The 22614-nt window shown below is 36.3% G+C and carries 14 protein-coding genes, 2 tRNA genes and 3 rRNA genes; 7 read left to right on the top strand and 12 right to left on the bottom strand.

The annotated features are described in order from the left end of the window. From ABTV69_RS00180 to thrS, 10 genes are all read right to left on the bottom strand, one after another. On the bottom strand, positions 1-1746 hold the full coding sequence (locus ABTV69_RS00180; RefSeq protein ID WP_433833180.1) for a hypothetical protein: 1746 nt from the start codon (positions 1744-1746) through the stop codon (positions 1-3). A gap of 25 nt (positions 1747-1771) precedes the next feature. After that, positions 1772-3556, bottom strand: coding sequence for a hypothetical protein (locus ABTV69_RS00175; protein WP_433833178.1), 1785 nt, complete (start codon positions 3554-3556; stop codon positions 1772-1774). Continuing rightward, positions 3553-5025 carry a tetratricopeptide repeat-containing sensor histidine kinase gene (locus ABTV69_RS00170; protein ID WP_433833176.1) on the bottom strand — a complete coding sequence of 491 codons (1473 nt, stop codon included), beginning with the start codon at positions 5023-5025 and terminating at the stop codon, positions 3553-3555. Before ABTV69_RS00170 ends, ABTV69_RS00175 begins: the two co-directional genes overlap by 4 nt. Positions 5026-5447: 422 nt before the next feature. Next, positions 5448-5882, bottom strand: a complete 435-nt coding sequence (locus ABTV69_RS00165) for a carboxymuconolactone decarboxylase family protein (protein WP_433833174.1) — start codon at positions 5880-5882, stop codon at positions 5448-5450. 79 nt (positions 5883-5961) lie between these two features. Further along, positions 5962-6534: a Crp/Fnr family transcriptional regulator gene (locus tag ABTV69_RS00160; protein WP_433833172.1), complete on the bottom strand. Its 573-nt coding sequence runs from the start codon at positions 6532-6534 to the stop codon at positions 5962-5964. 52 nt (positions 6535-6586) lie between these two features. Continuing rightward, a complete protein-coding gene (locus tag ABTV69_RS00155; protein WP_433833170.1) occupies positions 6587-7396 on the bottom strand; it encodes a hypothetical protein in 810 nt (269 codons plus the stop codon). A gap of 109 nt (positions 7397-7505) precedes the next feature. Further along, entirely contained in the window at positions 7506-7850 is a 345-nt protein-coding gene (gene rplT / locus ABTV69_RS00150; RefSeq protein ID WP_008464948.1) for a 50S ribosomal protein L20, read from the bottom strand. A 180-nt stretch (positions 7851-8030) separates the two neighbouring features. Beyond that, the gene (rpmI, locus tag ABTV69_RS00145; protein WP_008464950.1) at positions 8031-8228 is read right to left on the bottom strand and encodes a 50S ribosomal protein L35; all 198 of its coding nucleotides are present in this window, start codon (positions 8226-8228) and stop codon (positions 8031-8033) included. A 98-nt stretch (positions 8229-8326) separates the two neighbouring features. Then, entirely contained in the window at positions 8327-8881 is a 555-nt protein-coding gene (infC, locus tag ABTV69_RS00140; RefSeq protein ID WP_095931668.1) for a translation initiation factor IF-3, read from the bottom strand. Between the two features lie 16 nt (positions 8882-8897). Next, positions 8898-10844: a threonine--tRNA ligase gene (thrS, locus tag ABTV69_RS00135; protein ID WP_433833168.1), complete on the bottom strand. Its 1947-nt coding sequence runs from the start codon at positions 10842-10844 to the stop codon at positions 8898-8900. Positions 10845-11893: 1049 nt separating this feature from the next. Here thrS and ABTV69_RS00130 point away from each other — a divergent pair. The 6 genes from ABTV69_RS00130 to pafA all read left to right on the top strand — a co-directional run bounded on the left by ABTV69_RS00130 (position 11894) and on the right by pafA (position 19030). Further along, positions 11894-13407, top strand: a 16S ribosomal RNA gene (locus ABTV69_RS00130). Between the two features lie 126 nt (positions 13408-13533). Beyond that, positions 13534-13607: transfer RNA gene (locus ABTV69_RS00125), tRNA-Ile, on the top strand. Between the two features lie 87 nt (positions 13608-13694). After that, a tRNA-Ala gene (locus tag ABTV69_RS00120) sits at positions 13695-13768 on the top strand. A gap of 130 nt (positions 13769-13898) precedes the next feature. Then, positions 13899-16781 (top strand): 23S ribosomal RNA (locus tag ABTV69_RS00115). Between the two features lie 152 nt (positions 16782-16933). Continuing rightward, positions 16934-17043, top strand: a 5S ribosomal RNA gene (gene rrf / locus ABTV69_RS00110). Together the 16S, 23S and 5S rRNA genes with 2 tRNA genes alongside form the textbook arrangement of a ribosomal RNA operon. Before the next feature lie 367 nt (positions 17044-17410). Next, a complete protein-coding gene (gene pafA / locus ABTV69_RS00105) occupies positions 17411-19030 on the top strand; it encodes an alkaline phosphatase PafA (RefSeq protein WP_433833166.1) in 1620 nt (539 codons plus the stop codon). A gap of 127 nt (positions 19031-19157) precedes the next feature. On the opposite strand, the gene ald is transcribed toward pafA, so the two are convergent. After that, entirely contained in the window at positions 19158-20276 is a 1119-nt protein-coding gene (ald, locus tag ABTV69_RS00100; RefSeq protein WP_433833164.1) for an alanine dehydrogenase, read from the bottom strand. Positions 20277-20477: 201 nt separating this feature from the next. Here ald and ABTV69_RS00095 point away from each other — a divergent pair, with 201 nt between their 5' ends. Next, complete coding sequence (locus tag ABTV69_RS00095) at positions 20478-20936, top strand: Lrp/AsnC family transcriptional regulator (RefSeq protein WP_207294966.1); 459 nt, start codon at positions 20478-20480, stop codon at positions 20934-20936. Between the two features lie 58 nt (positions 20937-20994). Here ABTV69_RS00095 and ABTV69_RS00090 read toward each other — a convergent pair whose 3' ends face one another. Next, entirely contained in the window at positions 20995-22443 is a 1449-nt protein-coding gene (locus ABTV69_RS00090) for a glyceraldehyde-3-phosphate dehydrogenase (RefSeq protein WP_433833162.1), read from the bottom strand. Between the last annotated feature and the right edge of the window lie 171 nt (positions 22444-22614).

Raw genomic sequence — 22614 nt, 5'->3', positions numbered from 1 at the left:
TTATATTGGAAATTTGAAATTTATTTTAAAACTACTTTCTGATTGTTTGTCAAAATTAAGAGTTCCTTTTATTGTTTTAATACGGTTTTCCACATTTTGTAGTCTTTTTTGTAAAATAATATTTTCTAGATTGATTTTATTACCATTATCGACATACGTTATTTGGATATTTTTTTCTTCTTTTTTAAACGTTATGCTCGCAAGAGACGCATTATTCAACATTTTCATTTGATCGAGAATTTCCTGTAACACGCGAGAAACTGTGATCTTTTTTACCCGATTGATTTTGATCCAAGAAAAAGTATTTAAACCATTTACAATTATATTTAGCTTTTGGTCGGTATGACCTGAAATCATTTCTCTAAGGTGTTGTTCAAAGTTTTCGTTGGTAACGATTTCACTATTTTCTCGAGAGATATTGCGTGTTTTGCAATAAATCCGATTGAGTTTATTTAGAAATTCACTTTTATTTTCAAGGTTTTCGAGATTTTTGTTTCCAGCAAATGCTAACGTTTCATGAATATCTTTTTCAAGTTCATTCTTTAATTTCTCGGAAATGCGTATTTCGTTCTTAAAAACTTCCTCGTCGCTTTCTTTTTTTCCTCTTGTGGTGATATAAAAATATATAAACACTAAACTTATAATGCTAATAGAAATTACTATATAAGAGATATAGCTTCTATTTTTTTGTCTCTGTATTTCAAGCTCATCTCCTGCTTTTTGAGTTTTGAGCTCTAAGTTTTCTTCTTTATCCCGATTGAAATTATATTTTATATTAGAAGATTGATTTTTGTGGATTTTTCGTGCAGTAGTAATGCTGTCAATAAGATTAATGTATAGTTGAGAATATTTTTTTGAAGCTTTGCCTTCGTTCAAGCTTACTAATATGGCTAAACAATAAGCTTTCATACTTGAAGCTTTTCCTTTTATGGCGCAGTAATAAGCTTTTTCTGCGTAAAATTTAGCGAGTTTATAGTTTTTATTTCTTATGTGATAATCTGCAAGTATATTATATGTTCCTACTAACTCAAAATAGTCATTAAAAGGAAGTATCAGTTCTAGACTTTTTTCTAAACAGCCTAGAGCTTTAGGGTTTTTGGTCTGCATATAGCAATACCCCAAATTATTAAGTAAAAGAGAATAATGATTTATAGTTCGTGTAGTATCTTTTTCGTGTTTTACTTTTTTTTGAAGCAGTGTTTCTAATAGCTGTATTGCCTCATTATATTTTTTTTGGTTCAAATATAAAATTGCTATATCTGCTTTTATAACTGACTTTTTGAAAGGCGTTTTAGCAAGCTCGAGTGCTTTTTGATGATATAAAAGAGCATTTTTATAATCATAATTAGCGGAATAATTGTAAGCGGTAATTGTATAAACGTTATAGGTAAATTTAGGTTTTGAGGTCTTTTTTAAATAAGGCAACGTTTTTGTAATCTCTTCTTCACTGCCATAATAGTCGCCATTATTCTGTAAAATATTTGCTTTAAGCGTTAATGCGTATACATAGTGATCTACATATTTTTCTATAGGCTTGCATAGTGAGATAGATTTATCGAAACAATAAATGGCACTATCATTTTTAAAAAGGTCAAAATAATAAGATCCCTTATCTATCAGCCTTTTTATTTCAGCTGAGTTATCAATATTTTGTGCTACAGTTTTCTTTTTCTTTTCACAAGAAGTGATTAGAAAAAGTGAAACAGATAGCAGAAACAAAATTTTGACAAAAGAAGAAATATTCATTTGAAGATTTTAGAATTAGATAGGTTTACAGTGGCAGTTTTATAAAAAATTTAAATCCTTGATTTGGATTTAATGAAACATCGTAACTCCCTTTTACCGATTTTAGTCGATTGTCAATGTTAGCAAATCTTTTAATAAAACTGTCGTCGACTTCGGTTTCTGTATTACTATTATCAGCGTATGTTATTAAGATGTTTTTGTCATCTCTTTTGAATGTTATGCTTGCTAGTGAAGAATTGTTTGATGTTTTCATATTTTCGAAAATTTCTTGAAGAACACGAAAAACAGTGATTTTTTTAACTCGATCAATTTTGCACCACGAATAAGTATTGAGGCCATTTATTATTATGTTCAGTTTTTGATTAGAATATCCAGAAATCATTTCTTTAAGCGCCTTTTCAAAATTTTCATCGGTAACTATTTCACTATTTGCTCGAGAGATATTTCTGGTTTTTAAATAGATATTATTTAAATGAGATAGAAATTCTTCTTTGTTGTTTTCTTTTTCGAGTTCAAAGTTTTCGGTAAACTGTAAAATTTTGTCAATGTCTTTTTCAAGTTCAAAATGTAATTTTTCAGAAATGCGCATTTCATTCTTAAAAACTTCATTGTTACTTTCTTTTTTTCCTTTCGTAGTGACGTAAAAAAATATAAAAACTAAGCTTAAAATGCTAATAGAAATTATAACATAAGAGATATAGCTTCTGTTTTTTTGTCTCTGTAATTGTAATTCTTTTTGCGCTTTTTGATTTTTAAGCTCTAAGTTTTCCGCTTTGTCTTTTTTGGAATCGTATATTAAGTTTGCAAATTGATTTTTTGATTTTTTGCGGCTTACTATAAGACTGTCAAGCATTCTGCTGTAAACTTTAAAATGCTTTTTTGAATTTGCTGCATTATCGGCCTCAATTAGATGACCTAGCATTGTAATCTCGTTAGGTTTTGATTTTGTTTTTTTAGCATAATAATAAGCCTTTTCAATATTAAGTTTTTTCAGCTCAGGATTATTGTATTTTTGATAATATTTATAAAAAGCATAATAGTTGGTAATTAATTCGTAGTCGTCATTTAAAGTAAGAGCTACTTTTAGACTTTCATTAAAACAGTCAAAAGTTTCTTGCTTATGATTTCCGAGATAGAGATAAGAAAGTCCCAAATTATATAATTTAGCTGTACGCTGATAAGCTGTATTTGAAGGAGTAATCTTGTCTTCGATATTCAGCCATGCTATAGGCCCTAGGAGATCTATCGCCTCTTGATATTTTCCTTGTTCTGTGTAAACAAAAGCAATTTCAGATATTATACGTGATTTTCTAAATGTAGAGACGGCCTTTTTTAAAGCTTTTTTGTGATAAAATAATGCTTTTTCATTGTCATAAATATAATGATAATTATAGGCCATAAATGTATAAGTATTAATGGCATACTTTGCACTTGTTGTTTTATCTAAGTATGGTAAAGCTTTTACAAGTGTAGTTTCTACTTCATAATAATCGCCATGTCTCTGTAAGATTTCTGTAATATAATTTAGCGATTCTACATAATAATCGGCATAATCCTCTTTTGGCTCGCATAATGATTGAGCTTTATTAAAATAAAAATAGGCACTGTCATTTTTTTCAGAATCCCACATAATGATTCCTTTGTCCAATATTTTTTTTATCTCAGCAGAGCGATTATCTTTAATGCGTTTTTTTTGCTGTTTTTCTGCTTCAGAATACTGTACTGAAAAAATGGTTACCACAATGAAACAAATAATGGGCAATAAAAAAAGAATTCTTTTTCGAAAAAAAGGAATTAAGTTCTGAATCATGATACAGGAAATTTAATTAGAACTTTAAAACCTTTTCCAGATTCTGAATGAATTTCAACTTCACCTTTGATGGCGTGAATTTGATTCTCAATATTATGCAAGCCATTTTTTAAAACCATTTTATTGGAATCAATTCCTTTTCCGTTATCTGTATAATTGATTACAATGCTATTGTTTATCTCTTTAAAAGTTATTGCGACTAAAGTAGCGTCACTATGTTTTTTCATGTTTACAAGTAATTCTTGGATGGCTCTGTAAACTGATGTTTTTTTAGTTTTATCAAGTTGATACCATGAAACCTCATTTAGACCATTAATCAATAGGTTTAGACTAGAGGTATTAAATCCAGAAATCATCTCTTTTAACGAAATTGCGAAATTTTGATTGCTAAAAACCGAATTGTTTTCCTTAGATACATCTCTTGTTCTGGAATAAATATCGTCTAACTTTTTAAGTAAATGGCTTCTGTTTTCTCCGATAGATAGATTTCTGTTTTCGGCAAATACAAGCGTATGGTAGACATCATTGGCTAGCTCGTCATGTAATTTTTTTGAAATTCGGGTTTCACTTCTATAGGTAGCCTCAATTTTTTGGCGATTTGTGCGTGCAGTTAAATAAAAATAAACCAATACAATTAATCCTAATGCTATTATAATTATGATGTACGAAATAATATTTTTACTTTTCTGTTTTTCTAATTGAAGTTCATTTTTAATTTTTTGGGCCTTAAGCTTTAAATTTTCCTCTTTTTCTGTTTTAGAATCATATTTCATTTTCGCAAATTGATTTTTTGCTTTTTGCCTTACTTCATAGATGCTATCAACCACTTTTATATAAAGAAGAGATTTTTCTTTAGACTCTGTAGCTGAACTAGTGTTCTCTATGATGAATTTCAAAGCAAGCAAACGATCATCGGTATTGCCAGACAATGTGTAGTTTTCATAACTCAATTTGGCATACATCATCGATAAAGGCTTATTGTTATCATAATATTCAACAAGATTATAATACGTTTTGCCTAAACCATCAATATATTTTACTTTAGATTTTATTTGTATGCTCTTTTTAAAAAAATCCAAAGCTTTTGGATTCTTGAGTTTGAGATAACAAATGCCAATATAATCCAGTGTTTTTGAATAATATATTGGGTTTTGCTGTACAACTCTTTCGTTGCTTATGGACAAAAATAATTGAAGTGCCTTATTGTATTCGTGTTGTTTAATATAAATTGCGGCTATATTATTTTTTGCTTCAAGTTTGTTTATTCTGTCTGTATTTAAAATAAATGCTTTAGAATAATAGGAAATAGCAGTTGGGTAGTCATAAGTGTAGTAATAGTTTCTCCCTAAAACACTATAAATATTCCATACATAATTGGGGTCTTTTATTTTATTTAAATAGGGGATTGCTTCTGTTGCACTAGTAATACTTCCAATAAAATCTTCGTGGTCCTGTTGAATTTCGGACATATAATACATGCAATAAACATAGTTTTTGGCATCCTCGTTTGGATCGCATTTCGTTCTCGCTTTGTTGTAAAAGTAAAAGGCGCTATCTAACTGTTTATTCTTGTAAAATGAATCAGCTTCATGTATTAGCTTTTCTATTTTAATCTTGTTACTTGTAATTTTTGCCGTATCCTTTTTTTTGTTTTTGCAGGCAAAAAAGACAGTGAAAATTAGAAGTGTATATAGTAAAAATTGTATTCTTTTTGGTATCATGCGCCAAAAATAAAAAAACTCTGTTCCTGTGAAAGAGTATAAATACCTGTTTTTACATTAAAAGGATGTTTTTTATTATTTGACTATTCATTTACAACAACATACAAACACCCCCTCAAAGTGAGGAGGTGTTAAAGTTTAAAAAGGTTGTAATTTTTATCCTTATAAAATTATACAGCTCGTAATCCAGTTGTAATTGCAAGTCTATTCCAAGAGTTAATTGTGATAATCGCTAAAATGATTTCAGCAAGGTATTTTTCATCAAAGAATTTTGCGGCATTTTCGTAAACTTCGTCAGAAACGTGGTTGTTAATTAAAGTTACTTGTTCTGTTAAAGCTAAGATTGCTTTTTCTTCTTCGCTGTAAACATCAGCTTCACGCCAAGCGCTTATTAAATAAATTCTTTGTTCAGATATTCCATATTTCCTTGCGTCTGCTGTATGCATATTAATGCAGTAAGCACAACCATTAATTTGAGAAGCGCGAATTTTGATTAGTTCTTTATGAACAGGCGTTAATGCAGTTGAAGAAATATATTTTTCTAAATTTAGTAAAGCATTATAAGCTTCTGGAGCAACATTCGGGATAACAATTCTTGATTTCATTTTTTATGCGTTTAAAAGTTCATTACAAAGGTCAGTAATGTATACTCCTAAAAACTTGAACTACTTCAAGAAATTCAGATTAGACTTTTCCAGCTCTAATTTTGCTCATAAATTCTGCAGAAAAATCTAAATAGGAGGCAAGCATGTATTGTGGAACACGCTGTACAAAGTCTGGCTGTTGGTTGTGGAAATGGTGGTACCTTTCTTCCGCAGACATTGTAAATAGAAATTTAATGCGCATTTGTGCAGCGCCAAAAGCTTTTTGAGCCACAATTCTAAAGTACTTTTCCAGTTTAGGAATTTGAATTAAAACAGATTCTAGAACAGATTTTTCAAGAGCAATAACTTCAGTTGTTTCAACAGCTTGAATGTAAAAATGAGAAGGAGTATGGTTGTGATAACTTAAATAATCAGTGATCCACCAATTTTCAACTCCAAATTGCAAGGTTTGTTCTGTTCCTTTCGGATTAATAATATATTGTCGCATGCAGCCTTTTACAATAAAATACATGGTATTGCAAATTTGACCTTCCTGTAAAACATGATCTTTCCTTTTAATTTGCGAAGAAAAAAAGCATGATTCTAGAATATCAATTTCCGAAGGTTCAAGATCGATAAACTTTTGAATATGATTTATAATAGTGTCCTTCATATTTTGCTTGTTATTAGATTTTAAAATCCTCTACTTTTTTTAGTGAAAATTTTTAATTGTAGAAGGTTATATTAAAGTTACAATTTACTTTTATACCATCACTAACTGCAGCTTGCCAATTTGCATGTTTAACAAATTCACTAATTTGATTAATTAAGAAGTTATTAAACTCTTCATTCTTTGAATTTTTAAATTTAATCTTTACAGAAATTTTAGATATTGTATTGTTTCTGTTGATTGTAAATGTAGTTTTAGCATAAAAATCTCTTCTTTCACTGCTTTGAATGAAATTTTTTGGGAATATAAAAGAAGAGAAAAAGTCTTTTTGAATTTCAATCTTTTGCTCTACAAAGTCTCCGGCTTTTGGATAGACCAAACAATAATCATCCACTCCAAATGGATATTCAAAAGGAATTTCTATTCTGCTCATTACATACAAACTGTCTGCAGTTTTGGTAATGTTTTTAATGAAGTTTTGCCCGTATTTTTCCTTCAGTAGTTCATTAGATGCTTTGCAATAACAATTTGATAGTAATGGATATTTAGTTTCATCATCTAAAATCCAAGATGGATCTAAATCACGAGATTCTGAAAAGTTAATTCCTTTTTCTTTTAGCAAACCTATTAAATGAGAATAATGCCTATTATAATCGCTGTCAAGATATCCTTCGGGGATTAGTTCGTAGAGGACTTCTTGTTTTTTAAAATCAATTTTTGCTCGTTTGATTTCGGAGAGACAGTTTACATCACGTTTATCAATTCGCCCGATTATGGTCTTGATAGAATATTTGTCCAATTTTCTCTCTTGAGCTTTCATAAAAACGATATGTATTATAAATAAAATTGCAAAGAGTTTCTTCATTTCTTTATGCTGTAGGGATCGAAAGATAATAAAAACAAAAAACCATTCGAATAAACGAATGGTTTTTTTATAATAAGTAAGTAATCTTAAATTGAGTTTATAAAACGTTTTATTTTACTTTATTAAGAATAGCTTTGAAAGCTTCTGGGTGGTTCATAGCTAAATCTGCAAGAACTTTTCTGTTCAATTCGATTCCGTTAGCTTTAACTTTCCCCATGAATTGAGAATAAGACATTCCTTCTAATCTAGCTCCAGCGTTGATACGTTGAATCCATAATGAACGGAAATTTCTTTTGTTTTGTTTTCTATCGCGGTAAGCGTAGCTCATCGCTTTCTCTACTGCATTCTTAGCAACTGTCCAAACGTTTTTACGTCTTCCAAAGAAACCTTTGGCTTGCTTCATTATTTTTTTTCTTCTTGCTCTTTTAGCAACTGAATTTACCGATCTTGGCATAATTTTAATGTTTTTTTGTAGCAGGCGTCCTGAATTGAATCAAAGGAACTTAAAGCCATACTCCAAGGTTATATAAATAATTTTTTAACCTAAAGAAATCTCTAGTCTGATGTCTTAAAGTCAAATGTCTAAAGTCAGGAATTGACTTTTAAACTTTATGACTTTCTAACTTTTGACTAATTAGATAATTCTTAATTGTTGTTTAATGCTTCTCATATCTGTTTGGTGAACTAGCGCTGAGTGTGTCAAAGCTAATTTACGTTTTTTAGATTTTTTAGTCAAGATGTGACTTTTAAAAGCATGCTTTCTTTTAATTTTTCCAGAGCCAGTAACTTTAAAACGTTTCTTAGCGCTAGATTTTGTTTTCATTTTAGGCATTTTTCCTAGTGTTTTAATTTATTCTTACTTACTTATGTTTTTTGTTTCAGGTTTTACAGTTTCAGGTTCAAACTGAATATTGAAACTGTAAACTGAGACTATTTTTTCTTCTTAGGAGCAATGAACATAATCATTCTCTTTCCTTCTAAAACAGGCATAGCTTCAACTTTACCATGTTCCTCTAAATCTTGAGCAAGACGTAATAATAGAATCTGACCTTGATCTTTATAAATGATAGAACGTCCTTTAAAGAAAACGAAAGCTTTTAATTTAGCTCCTTCTTTCAAGAATTTTTCAGCGTTCTTTCTTTTAAATTCATAATCATGCTCGTCTGTCTGAGGACCAAATCGAATCTCCTTTACAACCACTTGAGAAGATTTAGCTTTTAAAGCCTTGTCTCTTTTCTTTTGCTCGTAAACAAATTTCTTGTAATCCATGATTTTGCAAACCGGCGGTTCAGCATTTGGCGAAATTTCAACTAAATCCAATTCAAATTGATCAGCTAAACGTAACGCGTCAGCGATTTTAAAAACCCCAGGTTCAATGTTTTCACCTACAAGACGTACTTCAGGAACACGAATAAGATTGTTTATTCTGTGCGCATCTTTTTTCTCTACTCGAGGTTGAAAACCTCTGTTACTTTTTATTGCTATGACTTTCTAATTTAAGTTAAACTGTAAATACTTTTAATGTCTTTTTTATTTCTTCGTCTACAATCGAAGCAAATTCTTCGATAGAAACTGTGATGTTTCCTTTTCCTTCCTGACCGTGACGACGAATAGAAATAGTACCGTTTTTCTCTTCTTCCTCCCCAACGATAAGCATAAATGGAATCTTTTGCATTTCTGCATCTCTAATTTTCTTACCGATAGTTTCATTTCGGTTGTCAATTAGGGCGCGAATTTCGTGATTTTCTAGCAAATCTAAAACTTTTTTAGCATAATTTTCGTATTTCTCGCTCAAAGACAAGATAATAGCCTGTTCAGGCATAAGCCAAAGTGGGAAATTTCCTGCTGTGTGTTCTAGTAAAATTGCTATAAATCGTTCCATAGATCCAAAAGGAGCTCTGTGAATCATAACAGGGCGATGTAATTCATTATCAGCTCCTTTGTATGTCAAATCAAAACGCTCAGGTAAATTGTAATCTACCTGAATTGTTCCTAACTGCCATTGTCTTCCTAAAGCATCCTTTACCATGAAATCCAGTTTCGGACCATAAAATGCAGCTTCGCCATATTCTACAACAGTATTAAGGCCTTTGTCTTTTGCTGCGTTGATAATTGCATTTTCTGCCTTTTCCCAGTTTTCATCAGTACCAATATATTTTTCTCTATCCTCTTGATCTCTCAATGAGATTTGAGCAGTAAAGTTTTCAAAGCCTAAAGAACCAAATACATACAATACAAGGTCAATTACTTTTTTGAACTCTTCATCCAATTGCTCTGGGGTACAAAAAATATGCGCATCATCCTGAGTAAAACCTCTAACACGAGTTAAACCATGTAATTCTCCAGATTGCTCATATCTGTAAACGGTACCGAATTCAGCATAACGCTTAGGTAAATCTTTGTATGACCAAGGTCTTACATTATAAATCTCGCAGTGGTGAGGACAGTTCATTGGTTTCAATAAAAACTCTTCACCTTCAGCGGGCGTATGAATTGGTTGGAAGCTATCAGCACCATATTTGGCATAGTGACCAGAAGTTACATAAAGTTCCTTTTGACCAATATGTGGACTAACAACTTGCTCGTAACCAGCCTTCTTTTGTGCTCTTTTTAAGAATTGCTCTAAACGATCTCTTAAAGCTGCTCCTTTAGGTAACCATAAAGGTAACCCTTGGCCAACCTTTTGAGAGAAAGCGAACAATTCAAGTTCTTTTCCTAATTTACGGTGATCACGACGCTTCGCTTCTTCTAGTAATTCAAGATATTCGGTTAAATCTTTTTGTTTAGGGAATGAAGTTCCATAAACACGAGTCAACTGTTTGTTTTTCTCGTCACCTCTCCAGTAAGCACCGGCAACACTCATGATTTTTACGGCTTTGATAATTCCAGTGTTTGGGATATGTCCACCACGGCATAAATCAGTAAAAGTAGCATGGTCGCAGAAAGTGATAGTTCCGTCTTCAAGGTTCGAGATCAATTCTGTTTTGTAAACATTGTCTTTATACATTTCCAAAGCTTCCGCTTTAGTTACAGGACGCATTTTGAAATCAAATTTTCCTCTTGCAATTTCAAGAATACGATCTTCAATCTTTTTGAAATCAGCTTCAGAAATTTTTTGATCTTCAAAATCTACATCATAATAGAAACCATTTGCAATTGCAGGCCCAAGAGTTAATTTAATTCCTGGATACAATTCCTCAAGAGCTTGTGCCATTACGTGAGAAGTCGAATGCCAAAAGGCTTTTTTACCTTCTGCATCATTCCATGTATATAGTATAAGATTACCGTCGGTCGTCAATGGAGTTTCGGTTTCAATAGTTGTACCATTAAAAGATGCTGAAATCACGTTTCTAGCAAAACCTTCGCTAATGTTTTTAGCGACCTCCATTGGAGTTACGCCCGAAGCGAACTCTCTAATTGACCCATCGGGTAAAGTAATCTTGATCATTGTTTATAATTTTTTGAATGCAAATATACATGATTACAAAAATACATACAATATATATGTAGAAGTTTACTCTATTATATATAGTATAGCTTTTTGCTCTATTATATATAAGAGTAATTCTCATTTCCAGTCGGACAGGTTTATAAAACCTGTCGGGTTTGTTTTTTTTATACATATTATATGTAAGTACAGCTTGTTCGGCTGAACGTCCCGAAGTTTCGGAATCGGGAGAAGCCTTTTGGGCATTTGGAATTTTAAGATTTGAATTTTAATAATTAGGAGCAATTTCCCGCTATCCGCTTCAATCTTTTTGGGGCGAACCCCGCCCCAAAAAGGATTTCCGCTTCTATCGGGGCTAGAAATCCAGATTTCAGAAGAAAGCTTTTGGATAAAGATGTTCTCAGAACCATAATAAAAGAGCGGAAAACGGTTGTAAAGAATAAAAAATCCTCAGAAAAGAGAATCTAAACGATGGGTAAAATAAGAAAAACACAGTCAAAGGAAGAAAAACCTTACAAGCAATAAAAAATAATTGATCTGTAAAGAAGCTGTTACCAGTTAGTTAAGAAAAAGATCAAAAAAAAGCAAAAAAAAGCGTGATAAAAAGCTTGGAAAAGCGGAAAAAGGTTCTACTTTTGCACCCGCAACAGCGAAAAACGCTCTTAGAAATTCCGATAGCAGGCAAGAATCGAAAGGAAAGAAATTTTCAAAAAAAGATTCGGAAAAGCTTGCGGGAATTGAAAAAGCTTTTTACATTTGCACCCCGCAAAACACGGAAAGTTCATTGGAAGATTGGAAGGAAAACGGAGAAAGGAAGCGAAAAAAAAAGTTTCAAAATTTTTCGGGTTTTGCTTGCAGGAAACAAAAAGAATTTTTAGTTTTGCACCCGCTTTGAGAAACAAGCGATGAAGGAATAAAAGACACGTTCGTAGACATATTGAATTGACAGCCGTCCCGCTTAACAGCGGGACAAAAGAAATAAGAGCAGTAGAATCGAGAGATTCGAAAAAGAACCGATAGAAAGCGTCGAATATATAATATTAAAATATACGATGAAGAGTTTGATCCTGGCTCAGGATGAACGCTAGCGGCAGGCTTAACACATGCAAGTCGAGGGGTAGGGTTCTTCGGAACCTGAGACCGGCGCACGGGTGCGTAACGCGTATGCAATCTGCCTTTCACAGAGGAATAGCCCAGAGAAATTTGGATTAATGCCTCATAGCATTGGATAAGGGCATCCTTTTCCAATTAAAGTCACAACGGTGAAAGATGAGCATGCGTCCCATTAGCTAGTTGGTAAGGTAACGGCTTACCAAGGCGACGATGGGTAGGGGTCCTGAGAGGGAGATCCCCCACACTGGTACTGAGACACGGACCAGACTCCTACGGGAGGCAGCAGTGAGGAATATTGGTCAATGGGCGCAAGCCTGAACCAGCCATGCCGCGTGCAGGATGACGGTCCTATGGATTGTAAACTGCTTTTGTACGGGAAGAAACACTCCCTCGTGAGGGAGCTTGACGGTACCGTAAGAATAAGGATCGGCTAACTCCGTGCCAGCAGCCGCGGTAATACGGAGGATCCAAGCGTTATCCGGAATCATTGGGTTTAAAGGGTCCGTAGGCGGTCTTGTAAGTCAGTGGTGAAAGCCCATCGCTCAACGGTGGAACGGCCATTGATACTGCAGGACTTGAATTACTGGGAAGCAACTAGAATATGTAGTGTAGCGGTGAAATGCTTAGAGATTACATGGAATACCAATTGCGAAGGCAGGTTGCTACCGGTGGATTGACGCTGATGGACGAAAGCGTGGGTAGCGAACAGGATTAGATACCCTGGTAGTCCACGCCGTAAACGATGGATACTAGCTGTTGGGCGCAAGTTCAGTGGCTAAGCGAAAGTGATAAGTATCCCACCTGGGGAGTACGAACGCAAGTTTGAAACTCAAAGGAATTGACGGGGGCCCGCACAAGCGGTGGAGCATGTGGTTTAATTCGATGATACGCGAGGAACCTTACCAAGGCTTAAATGCAGACTGACCGATTTGGAAACAGATCTTTCGCAAGACAGTTTACAAGGTGCTGCATGGTTGTCGTCAGCTCGTGCCGTGAGGTGTCAGGTTAAGTCCTATAACGAGCGCAACCCCTGTTGTTAGTTGCCAGCGAGTAGTGTCGGGAACTCTAACAAGACTGCCAGTGCAAACTGTGAGGAAGGTGGGGATGACGTCAAATCATCACGGCCCTTACGCCTTGGGCTACACACGTGCTACAATGGCCGGTACAGAGAGCAGCCACCCCGCGAGGGGGAGCGAATCTATAAAGCCGGTCACAGTTCGGATCGGAGTCTGCAACTCGACTCCGTGAAGCTGGAATCGCTAGTAATCGGATATCAGCCATGATCCGGTGAATACGTTCCCGGGCCTTGTACACACCGCCCGTCAAGCCATGGAAGCTGGGGGTGCCTGAAGTCGGTGACCGCAAGGAGCTGCCTAGGGTAAAACTGGTAACTAGGGCTAAGTCGTAACAAGGTAGCCGTACCGGAAGGTGCGGCTGGAACACCTCCTTTCTAGAGCCCGAGTGTTAGCCGTTGGGCACGCTTGGGAAATAAGATGCCGACAGAGGTTCGGAATCCCGAAATTGTATTGCTCTTGCTGTTAATTTAAAAAAAAATGATAAGGAATCAAGAAGACAGAGTCTCGTAGCTCAGCTGGTTAGAGTACTACACTGATAATGTAGGGGTCGGCAGTTCGAGTCTGCCCGGGACTACTAAAAACCTGATTCAGGAAATTCTAGAGGTTATAATCCTTATTTTTTGGAATTTGGAATTTAAAAATTTGGAATTTTAAAAAAAATGGGGGATTAGCTCAGCTGGCTAGAGCGCCTGCCTTGCACGCAGGAGGTCAACGGTTCGACTCCGTTATTCTCCACGGAAGCGTAAGCTTTAAAGTTCATTGACATATTGGGATAAGAAAATAATAAGAAAGTAGAAAGCGTTTTTCTTAAGCGAAAGCATAAGGAAAACAAAACAAAACGGATCATATTAAATTATGATTTGGTGCAATAAGCAAAATAAGGGCGCATGGGGAATGCCTAGGCTCTCAGAGGCGATGAAGGACGTGATAAGCTGCGAAAAGCTGCGGGGACGGGCACACACCGATCGATCCGCAGGTATCCGAATGGGGCAACCCGCTATATTGAAGATATAGCACACCGATAGGTGGGCAAACCCGCTGAACTGAAACATCTAAGTAGGCGGAGGAGAAGAAAACAAAAGTGATTCCGTAAGTAGTGGCGAGCGAACGCGGATTAGCCCAAACCAGCATTGTTACGGCCTTGCTGGGGTTGTAGGACCGCGATATTTCATGCGCAAGGAACCGGAAGCTTCTGGAAAGGAGCGCCATAGAGGGTGACAGCCCCGTATGGGCAACGAGCGTAATGGATAGCGGTATCCTGAGTAGGGCGGGGCACGTGAAACCCTGTCTGAATTCGGCGGGACCATCCGCTAAGGCTAAATACTCCTGAGAGACCGATAGTGAACCAGTACCGTGAGGGAAAGGTGAAAAGAACCGTGAATAACGGAGTGAAATAGATCCTGAAACCATGCGCTTACAAGCGGTCGGAGCCCTTTCGTGGGGTGACGGCGTGCCTTTTGCATAATGAGCCTACGAGTTAACGCTGCTGGCAAGGATAAGTGGTTAAGCCATGGATCCGCAGCGAAAGCGAGTCTGAATAGGGCGCTTTAGTCAGTAGTGTTAGACGCGAAACCGTGTGATCTACCCATGGGCAGGTTGAAGCTGTGGTAACACACAGTGGAGGACCGAACCGGTTGACGTTGAAAAGTCTTCGGATGACCTGTGGGTAGGGGTGAAAGGCCAATCAAACTCGGAAATAGCTCGTACTCCCCGAAATGCATTTAGGTGCAGCGCTGAGGATAGTTATATAGAGGTAGAGCTACTGATTGGATGCGGGGGCTTCACCGCCTACCAATTCCTGACAAACTCCGAATGCTATATAATGTTTCCCAGCAGTGAGGGCTTGGGTGCTAAGGTCCAAGTCCGAGAGGGAAAGAACCCAGACCATCAGCTAAGGTCCCCAAATATATGCTAAGTTGAAAGAACGAGGTTTGTCTGCCCAGACAGCTAGGATGTTGGCTTGGAAGCAGCCATTCATTTAAAGAGTGCGTAACAGCTCACTAGTCGAGCGGACGAGCATGGATAATAATCGGGCATAAGCATATTACCGAAGCTATGGATTTTGCAGTGATGCAAAGTGGTAGGGGAGCATTCTGACAGGGCAGAAGGTGTATCGTAAGGTATGCTGGACCGGTCAGAAAAGAAAATGTAGGCATAAGTAACGATAATGCGGGCGAGAAACCCGCACACCGAAAAACTAAGGTTTCCACAGCTATGCTAATCAGCTGTGGGTTAGTCTGGACCTAAGGCGAACCCGAAAGGGACAGTCGATGGCCAACGGGTTAATATTCCCGTACTTCTTATTGCTGTGATGGGGTGACGGAGTGATGAAAGCGCCGCGAACTGACGGAATAGTTCGTTGAAGTACCTACCTATAAGAGATGCAGGCAAATCCACATCTTTTGGGGAAATACGATAGTACTCGGAGTCTTCGGACAAAGAGATAGTGCGCCTAAGGGCTTCCAAGAAAAACCTCTAAACTTCAGGCAGTAAGAACCAGTACCGTAAACCGACACAGGTAGTTGAGGAGAGAATCCTAAGGTGCTCGAGAGATTCATGGCTAAGGAATTAGGCAAAATAGACCTGTAACTTCGGGAGAAAGGTCGCCCCGAGCAATCGGGGCCGCAGTGAAGAGGTCCAGGCGACTGTTTATCAAAAACACAGGGCTCTGCAAAATCGCAAGATGAAGTATAGGGCCTGACACCTGCCCGGTGCTGGAAGGTTAAGAGGAGATGTTATCTTCGGAGAAGCATTGAATTGAAGCCCCAGTAAACGGCGGCCGTAACTATAACGGTCCTAAGGTAGCGAAATTCCTTGTCGGGTAAGTTCCGACCTGCACGAATGGTGTAACGATCTGGACACTGTCTCAGCCATGAGCTCGGTGAAATTGTAGTAACGGTGAAGATGCCGTTTACCCGCAGTGGGACGAAAAGACCCTGTGCACCTTTACTATAGCTTAGTATTGACCTTGGATAAATGATGTGTAGGATAGGTTGGAGACTGTGAAGGGGCGTCGCCAGGCGCTTTGGAGTCATTGTTGAAATACAACCCTTTGTTTATCTGAGGCCTAACCCCGCGATGTGGGGGACAGTGCTTGGTGGGTAGTTTGACTGGGGTGGTCGCCTCCAAAAGAGTAACGGAGGCTTCTAAAGGTTCCCTCAGCACGCTTGGTAACCGTGCGTAGAGTGCAATGGCATAAGGGAGCTTGACTGAGAGACATACAGGTCGATCAGGTACGAAAGTAGAGCATAGTGATCCGGTGGTTCCGCATGGAAGGGCCATCGCTCAAAGGATAAAAGGTACGCCGGGGATAACAGGCTGATCTCCCCCAAGAGCTCATATCGACGGGGGGGTTTGGCACCTCGATGTCGGCTCGTCACATCCTGGGGCTGGAGAAGGTCCCAAGGGTTGGGCTGTTCGCCCATTAAAGTGGCACGCGAGCTGGGTTCAGAACGTCGTGAGACAGTTCGGTCTCTATCTACTGCGGGCGTTAGAAATTTGAGTGGATCTGATTCTAGTACGAGAGGACCGAATTGGACAAACCTCTAGTGTATCTGTTGTCCCGCCAGGGGCACCGCAGAGTAGCTACGTTTGGAAGGGATAAGCGCTGAAAGCATATAAGCGCGAAACCCACCACAAGATGAGATTTCTTTTAAGGATCGTGGAAGATGACCACGTTGATAGGCTACAGATGTAAAGGCAGTAATGTCATAGTCGAGTAGTACTAATAATCCGTAAGCTTATGCACACCCTTTTCCTCCCGAGCAATCGGGAGGAGAGAACTTTCTAAAAAAAAGCTTTTATGTTTCTTTATCCCAGTATGTTAAAATATTGTTTGATTGATAATTAATAATTTATAATTAACAATTAAAAAGATTGCCCAAAGCAATTATAACTTCTTAAGGTGGTTATTGCGGCGGGGCTCACCTCTTCCCATCCCGAACAGAGAAGTTAAGCCCGCCTGCGCAGATGGTACTGCAGTTATGTGGGAGAGTATGTCGTCGCCTTTCTTTTGAAAAACCCTGTCCGAATCGGACGGGGTTTTCTGTTTTATGCCGGTTTTGGAAACTTCCAATCCGGATTTGAAAAAAAAGGAAATCGGATGGGCTTTTCTGTTTTCCGGATGGAAACCTTGGCTCCGGCAGGCCCGGATCCGCGTTAGTGATGGGAGCGGCATTCTTTTGCGGGAACCCAAGGCTTCCTCTTTTCCCCAAAAAAACTTCCGCAAAAGATACAGCGGACAGCACGGCCCGGAGGGAAACGCCATTATCTGTAAAAGTGTTAAATTATAGTCAATTGTTTGTGGTTAAATATTGATACTTTAGACTTTTTGGATTTGAATGAGTATTTTTGTGTTTCAATTATTTTATTTTAAACATGAAGAAAAGTATTTTATTGTTAGCACTTCTTGCTGTTACAGGTTTAAGTGCTCAACAACGTCCAAAGTTAGTTGTGGGCATAGTTGTCGATCAAATGAAAATGGAGTATTTATATCGTTTTTCAGATGATTTTTCTCCAAACGGCTTTAAGAGATTAATGAATGATGGATTTACTTTCCAGAATATGCATTATAACTACATGCCAACTTATACAGCTCCAGGACATGCTTCAATTTATACAGGTACAACCCCTGCTACTCACGGAATTGTTGGTAATGAGTGGTTCAGTAGAACTCTTGGAAAAGAAACGTATTGTACAGATGACGCTAGTGTTAAGACCGTAGGTGACGGTACAGCAGAAGAGGGTGCAATGTCACCTAAAAATCTTCAAAGTACTACGATTACAGATGAAGTGAGAATGGCTACTAATTTTAATGGTAAAGTTATCGGAATGAGTTTAAAAGACCGTGGTGCTATATTGCCAGCAGGTCATTTTGCGAATTGGGCATTTTGGTACAGCAAAACGGGTTCTTTTATTTCTAGTACTTTTTACGGTGATAAATTACCTGATTGGGTTACAGAGTTTAACAATGAGAAAAACTACTTAAAATATATTAATAAAGGTTGGGATTTATATAAGCCAGCTTCGGTTTACAATGAAAGTCTTCCTGATAATAATCCTTATGAAGGGAAGTTGTATGGAAGTGCTGCTCCCGTTTTTCCATATGACTTGAAATCAATGTATGAGAAGAATGATGCAGGTGTTATCCGTGCAACACCTTTTGGAAATGATTTGTTAGCTGAGTTTGCTAAAAGAGCTATTGAGAAAGAAGAATTAGGAAAGGATAATGTTACAGATTTCTTGACTGTTAGTTTTTCTTCTACAGATTATGTTGGTCATTTACTTGGGCCTCGTTCTATGGAGCTTCAGGATACTTATTTGAGATTGGATCAAACAATTGCTGATTTCTTGGCTTATCTTGATAAAACAGTTGGGAAAGGCAATTATTTACTTTTCTTAACGGCAGATCATGCTGGAGCAGAAAATGTAATTTATTTGAAAGATCGTAAATATAATGTTGATAATTATCCTTCTAAAGAGGTTAAGAAAAGCTTACAGGATTTTTCAACTAAGACTTTTGGAGTTGATTTGATTCAGAACTATTCAAACTTTAATATTTTCTTTAATAAACAGATTATAAAAGATAAAAAGCTTGATCTTGTTAAGGTAAAACAGGCTTTTAAAGACTTTTTAATTGCGCAGCCACAAGTTAAAAAAGTTTACACAGAAGAGGAAATTTTAGCGAATGCGGGTAATGATTATGCTCTTAATTTTGTTGCTAAAGGTTACGATGTAACGCAAAATGGAGATTTAGTTATTGTTGATAAACCTGGTATGATTGAATATACTCCAACAGGAACATCTCACGGAACAATTTATAGTTATGATACACATGTTCCCGCAATTTTTTATGGATGGCACATCAAAAAAGGAGAATCTCATGATAAAAAAGCAATTACAGAGATTGCTCCAACTATAGCTCAGAAAATTAAAGTTACTTTTCCAAACGGAACTGAAGCTAAAGTGATGAGTGAAGTTCTTGATAACAAGAAATAATGTAAAAGATTATTTTGAAAAACCTGTCTTCGTGACAGGTTTTTTTATGGCGTAAAAAAAAAGGCTTTTCAGTTAAGAAAAGCCTTTTGTAATAGTGATTTAGTAAGCACTTATACAAGTATCAGCACTATGCGTTTGCTAATACTATTTCTTCGTTAAAAGGAAGATTCCAAGCTTCTGCAACTCCTTTGTAAAGGATTTTTCCATTAGCTACATTTAATCCTTTTTTCAATTCTTCATTTTCAGCACAAGCTTTTTCCCATCCTTTGTTTGCTAATTGTACAGCATATGGTAAAGTTGCGTTAGTTAAAGCTAAAGTAGAAGTGTAAGGAACAGCTCCAGGCATATTAGCTACACAATAGTGAACGATATCATCGATGATGAAAGTTGGATTTTCGTGAGTTGTAGGAGTACAAGTCTCGATACATCCACCTTGGTCCACAGCTACGTCAACAACAACAGTTCCCGGACGCATTAATTTAAGCATATCACGAGTGATTAAGTGAGGTGCTTTTGCTCCTGGAATTAAAACAGCTCCAACAATTAAGTCAGCATCTTTAATAGCTCTTGTGATATTGTAGTGGTTAGACATTTCTGTGTTTACGTTAGCAGGCATGATATCGTCTAATTGACGCAAACGTGGCAAGCTTAAGTCCATGATAGTTACTTGAGCGCCTAATCCAGCAGCCATTTTAGCAGCTTGAGTTCCTACAATTCCTCCACCTAAAACTAATACTTTTGCTGGCGGTACACCTGGAACACCTCCTAAAAGAATTCCTCTTCCTTTTAATGGTTTTTCAAGGTATTTTGCTCCTTGTTGGATAGCCATACGACCTGCAACTTCAGACATTGGAACTAATAATGGTAAACTTCTGTCTGTTTTTTCTACCGTTTCGTAAGCTAAACAAACCGCTCCTTTTTCCAACATTGCATGTGTTAATTCTTCAGAAGAAGCAAAGTGGAAATAAGTAAATAATAATTGGTCTTTTTTGATCAATGGATACTCAGAAGCAATTGGCTCTTTTACTTTGATGATCATTTCTGCAATAGCATAAACTTCTTCAATTGTTGCTAAAACAACTGCACCAGCTTCAGCATATTCGGCATCAGCAAAACCACTTCCTAAACCAGCTGTAGCTTGAACATAAACTGTATGTCCATGTTTTTTCATTTCAGAAACGCCAGCAGGAGTTAAGGCAACTCTGTTTTCGTTATTTTTTATTTCTTTAGGAACACCTATTATCATTTTGTTATATTTTTATGTTTTTATTCAAATTGTTTTACAAATCTACAGATAGAGAATAAATTATGGTTTAGCGCATGATAAATAAGAAAATATTATTTTATTTTTTACTTTTACAGAAAAATATTCTGTTCTGAGATGAAATTTATTCTTCAAAAAGAAAAAAAGACTAAATCAGACCAATTTTAATAAAACGTTTTCGTTATGGCTTTAGATGAAATTGACAAAAAAATACTACGTCTTTTGCAAGAAGATGCACACTACACTTTAAAAGACATCGCAAACAAAATAAATTTATCTTTAACGCCCGTTCATGACCGTGTAAAACGTCTTGAGAAAGACGGCATTATAGAGAAATATGTAACGCTCTTGGACAAGAAAAAACTTGGGAATAATTTGACGGTTTATTGTCAGGTAACATTGGTCAAACAAACTTATGATACATCAGAAGGGTTTAATCAATCGATTTTAAATCTGCCTGAAGTTGTGGAGTGCAACTATGTTTCAGGGAACTTTGATTATATGTTGAAGATTATAATTCCAGACATGGAAAGCTACCATCATTTCCATCAGAAAAAATTATCGGTTTTGCCTGAGGTCTCTTTAATAAATACTGTTTTTGTTATTTCAGAAGTGAAGAGTACGACTGTTCTTCCAATTTAAATAAAAAAAACCATCAGGAAATCCCGATGGTTTTAGCAAAAAAGTTAGTTTAGTTGAATTAATAATAAGTATAACGTCTTACTTTGGCAATATATTTTGCTAAACGAATAACTTGATGACTGTATCCGTATTCGTTATCATACCAAATGTATAGTACTATATTTTTTCCGTCTTTTGAAACAATTGTAGCATTGCTGTCATAAATAGATGGTGCAGATGTTCCCACAATATCAGAAGAAACTAATTCGTTATTCAAAGAGTATTTTATTTGTTCTACTAACTCTCCTTCAAGAGCATATTTCTTCATAATCTTATTGATTGCAGCGATTGAAGTTGCTTTCTTAACTTCTAAATTTAAAACTACAAGAGATCCGTTTGGAACAGGAACTCGAATAGCATTTGAAGTTAATTTTCCTTCTAATGATGGTAAAGCTTTCGCCACTGCACTTCCTGCTCCAGTTTCTGTAATAACCATATTTAAGGCAGCAGCTCTTCCACGACGGTATTTTTTGTGCATATTATCAACCAGATTCTGGTCGTTGGTATAAGCGTGAATGGTTTCTAAATGTCCTTTTACAACACCAAGAGTTTCTTCAACGACTTTTAAAATCGGAGTAATAGCATTTGTTGTACAAGAAGCTGCAGAGAAAATATTTACTTCATCAGGATTAAAATCGTTATGATTTACACCATGCACAATATTCGGAACACCTTTTCCGGGAGCAGTCAATAAAACTTTATTAGCTCCGTTTGAGGTTAAATGTCTTTTTAATGCTTCTTCAGTTGTAAAAGCTCCAGTATTGTCAATTACCAAAGCATCATTGATTCCGTATTCTGTATAATCTATTTCTTCCGGTGAATTTGCAGTAATAATGTGAACTGTCGTTCCGTTAATTATTAGGGCATTATTTTTTGAATCGGCTATTACTGATCCTTGAAAATCTCCGTGAATTGAATCGTATCGTAGTAGAGAAGCTCGTTTCTCTAAAATTGAGGCATCGTTTTTATCACGGGTTACAATTGCTCTCAAACGTAATTGGTTTCCTTTACCCGTTTTAGACATCAGCTCTCGTGCCAATAAACGGCCAATTCTTCCGAAACCATATAAAACAACATCTTTAGGTTGAATCTCTTTTGAAGATTTTGCTTTTTTCAATTTTTCAATAACAAAATATCTTGCATCAGGATATTTTTCATCTTCTAATCGATACTCGTAAGTTAATTTTCCAAGATCTATTTTTGCTGGTGGAAGATCCAAAGACAAAACCACTTTTGCGATTTCGACAGAATCAAAAATGGTGATTGGCTTACCAACAAATTCGCCAGCATATTGATGAAGATTGATAATGTCGCTTACGTTTTTATCCAATAACTGATTTTTGAATAAAACCATTTCGATTGATTTGTCATACCATAAATCACTTATGACTTTGATTAATTCGACACCTGCTTTTCTGCGGTCGACTTGTAATGTTACCTCTTTTTGGTACAATGATTTGTTACTCATAATTGAAAAAATAAAATGCTCACTATTTTAAAATTTTGCGCAAAAGTATCTATTTCAATCGATTTCGTAAACTATTTTAGCATTTATTTTTGAAAATAAAAAGCCACCTTAAATTTATTAAGATGGCTTCTCTTGAAGTTCTCAGCCGCAGTCACATTTCTCAGTTTTTGC

The sequence above is a fragment of the Flavobacterium anhuiense genome (genome assembly GCF_050990855.1).
Classification (GTDB): domain Bacteria; phylum Bacteroidota; class Bacteroidia; order Flavobacteriales; family Flavobacteriaceae; genus Flavobacterium; species Flavobacterium anhuiense_C.
This window is presented reverse-complemented; position numbering and strand designations above follow the sequence as displayed.

Excerpts from the sequence above, each read along its gene's own strand:
- rplT (WP_008464948.1), bottom strand. The coding sequence starts at position 7,850 with ATGCCAAGATCGGTAAATTCAGTTGCTAAAAGAGCAAGAAGAAAAAAA.
- ABTV69_RS00090 (WP_433833162.1), bottom strand. The coding sequence starts at position 22,443 with ATGAGTAACAAATCATTGTACCAAAAAGAGGTAACATTACAAGTCGAC.
- pafA (WP_433833166.1), top strand. The coding sequence starts at position 17,411 with ATGAAGAAAAGTATTTTATTGTTAGCACTTCTTGCTGTTACAGGTTTA.
- ald (WP_433833164.1), bottom strand. The coding sequence starts at position 20,276 with ATGATAATAGGTGTTCCTAAAGAAATAAAAAATAACGAAAACAGAGTT.
- ABTV69_RS00165 (WP_433833174.1), bottom strand. The coding sequence starts at position 5,882 with ATGAAATCAAGAATTGTTATCCCGAATGTTGCTCCAGAAGCTTATAAT.
- ABTV69_RS00180 (WP_433833180.1), bottom strand. The coding sequence starts at position 1,746 with ATGAATATTTCTTCTTTTGTCAAAATTTTGTTTCTGCTATCTGTTTCA.
- ABTV69_RS00095 (WP_207294966.1), top strand. The coding sequence starts at position 20,478 with ATGGCTTTAGATGAAATTGACAAAAAAATACTACGTCTTTTGCAAGAA.
- ABTV69_RS00160 (WP_433833172.1), bottom strand. The coding sequence starts at position 6,534 with ATGAAGGACACTATTATAAATCATATTCAAAAGTTTATCGATCTTGAA.
- ABTV69_RS00170 (WP_433833176.1), bottom strand. The coding sequence starts at position 5,025 with ATGTCCGAAATTCAACAGGACCACGAAGATTTTATTGGAAGTATTACT.
- thrS (WP_433833168.1), bottom strand. The coding sequence starts at position 10,844 with ATGATCAAGATTACTTTACCCGATGGGTCAATTAGAGAGTTCGCTTCG.
- rpmI (WP_008464950.1), bottom strand. The coding sequence starts at position 8,228 with ATGCCTAAAATGAAAACAAAATCTAGCGCTAAGAAACGTTTTAAAGTT.
- ABTV69_RS00155 (WP_433833170.1), bottom strand. The coding sequence starts at position 7,396 with ATGAAGAAACTCTTTGCAATTTTATTTATAATACATATCGTTTTTATG.
- ABTV69_RS00175 (WP_433833178.1), bottom strand. The coding sequence starts at position 3,556 with ATGATTCAGAACTTAATTCCTTTTTTTCGAAAAAGAATTCTTTTTTTA.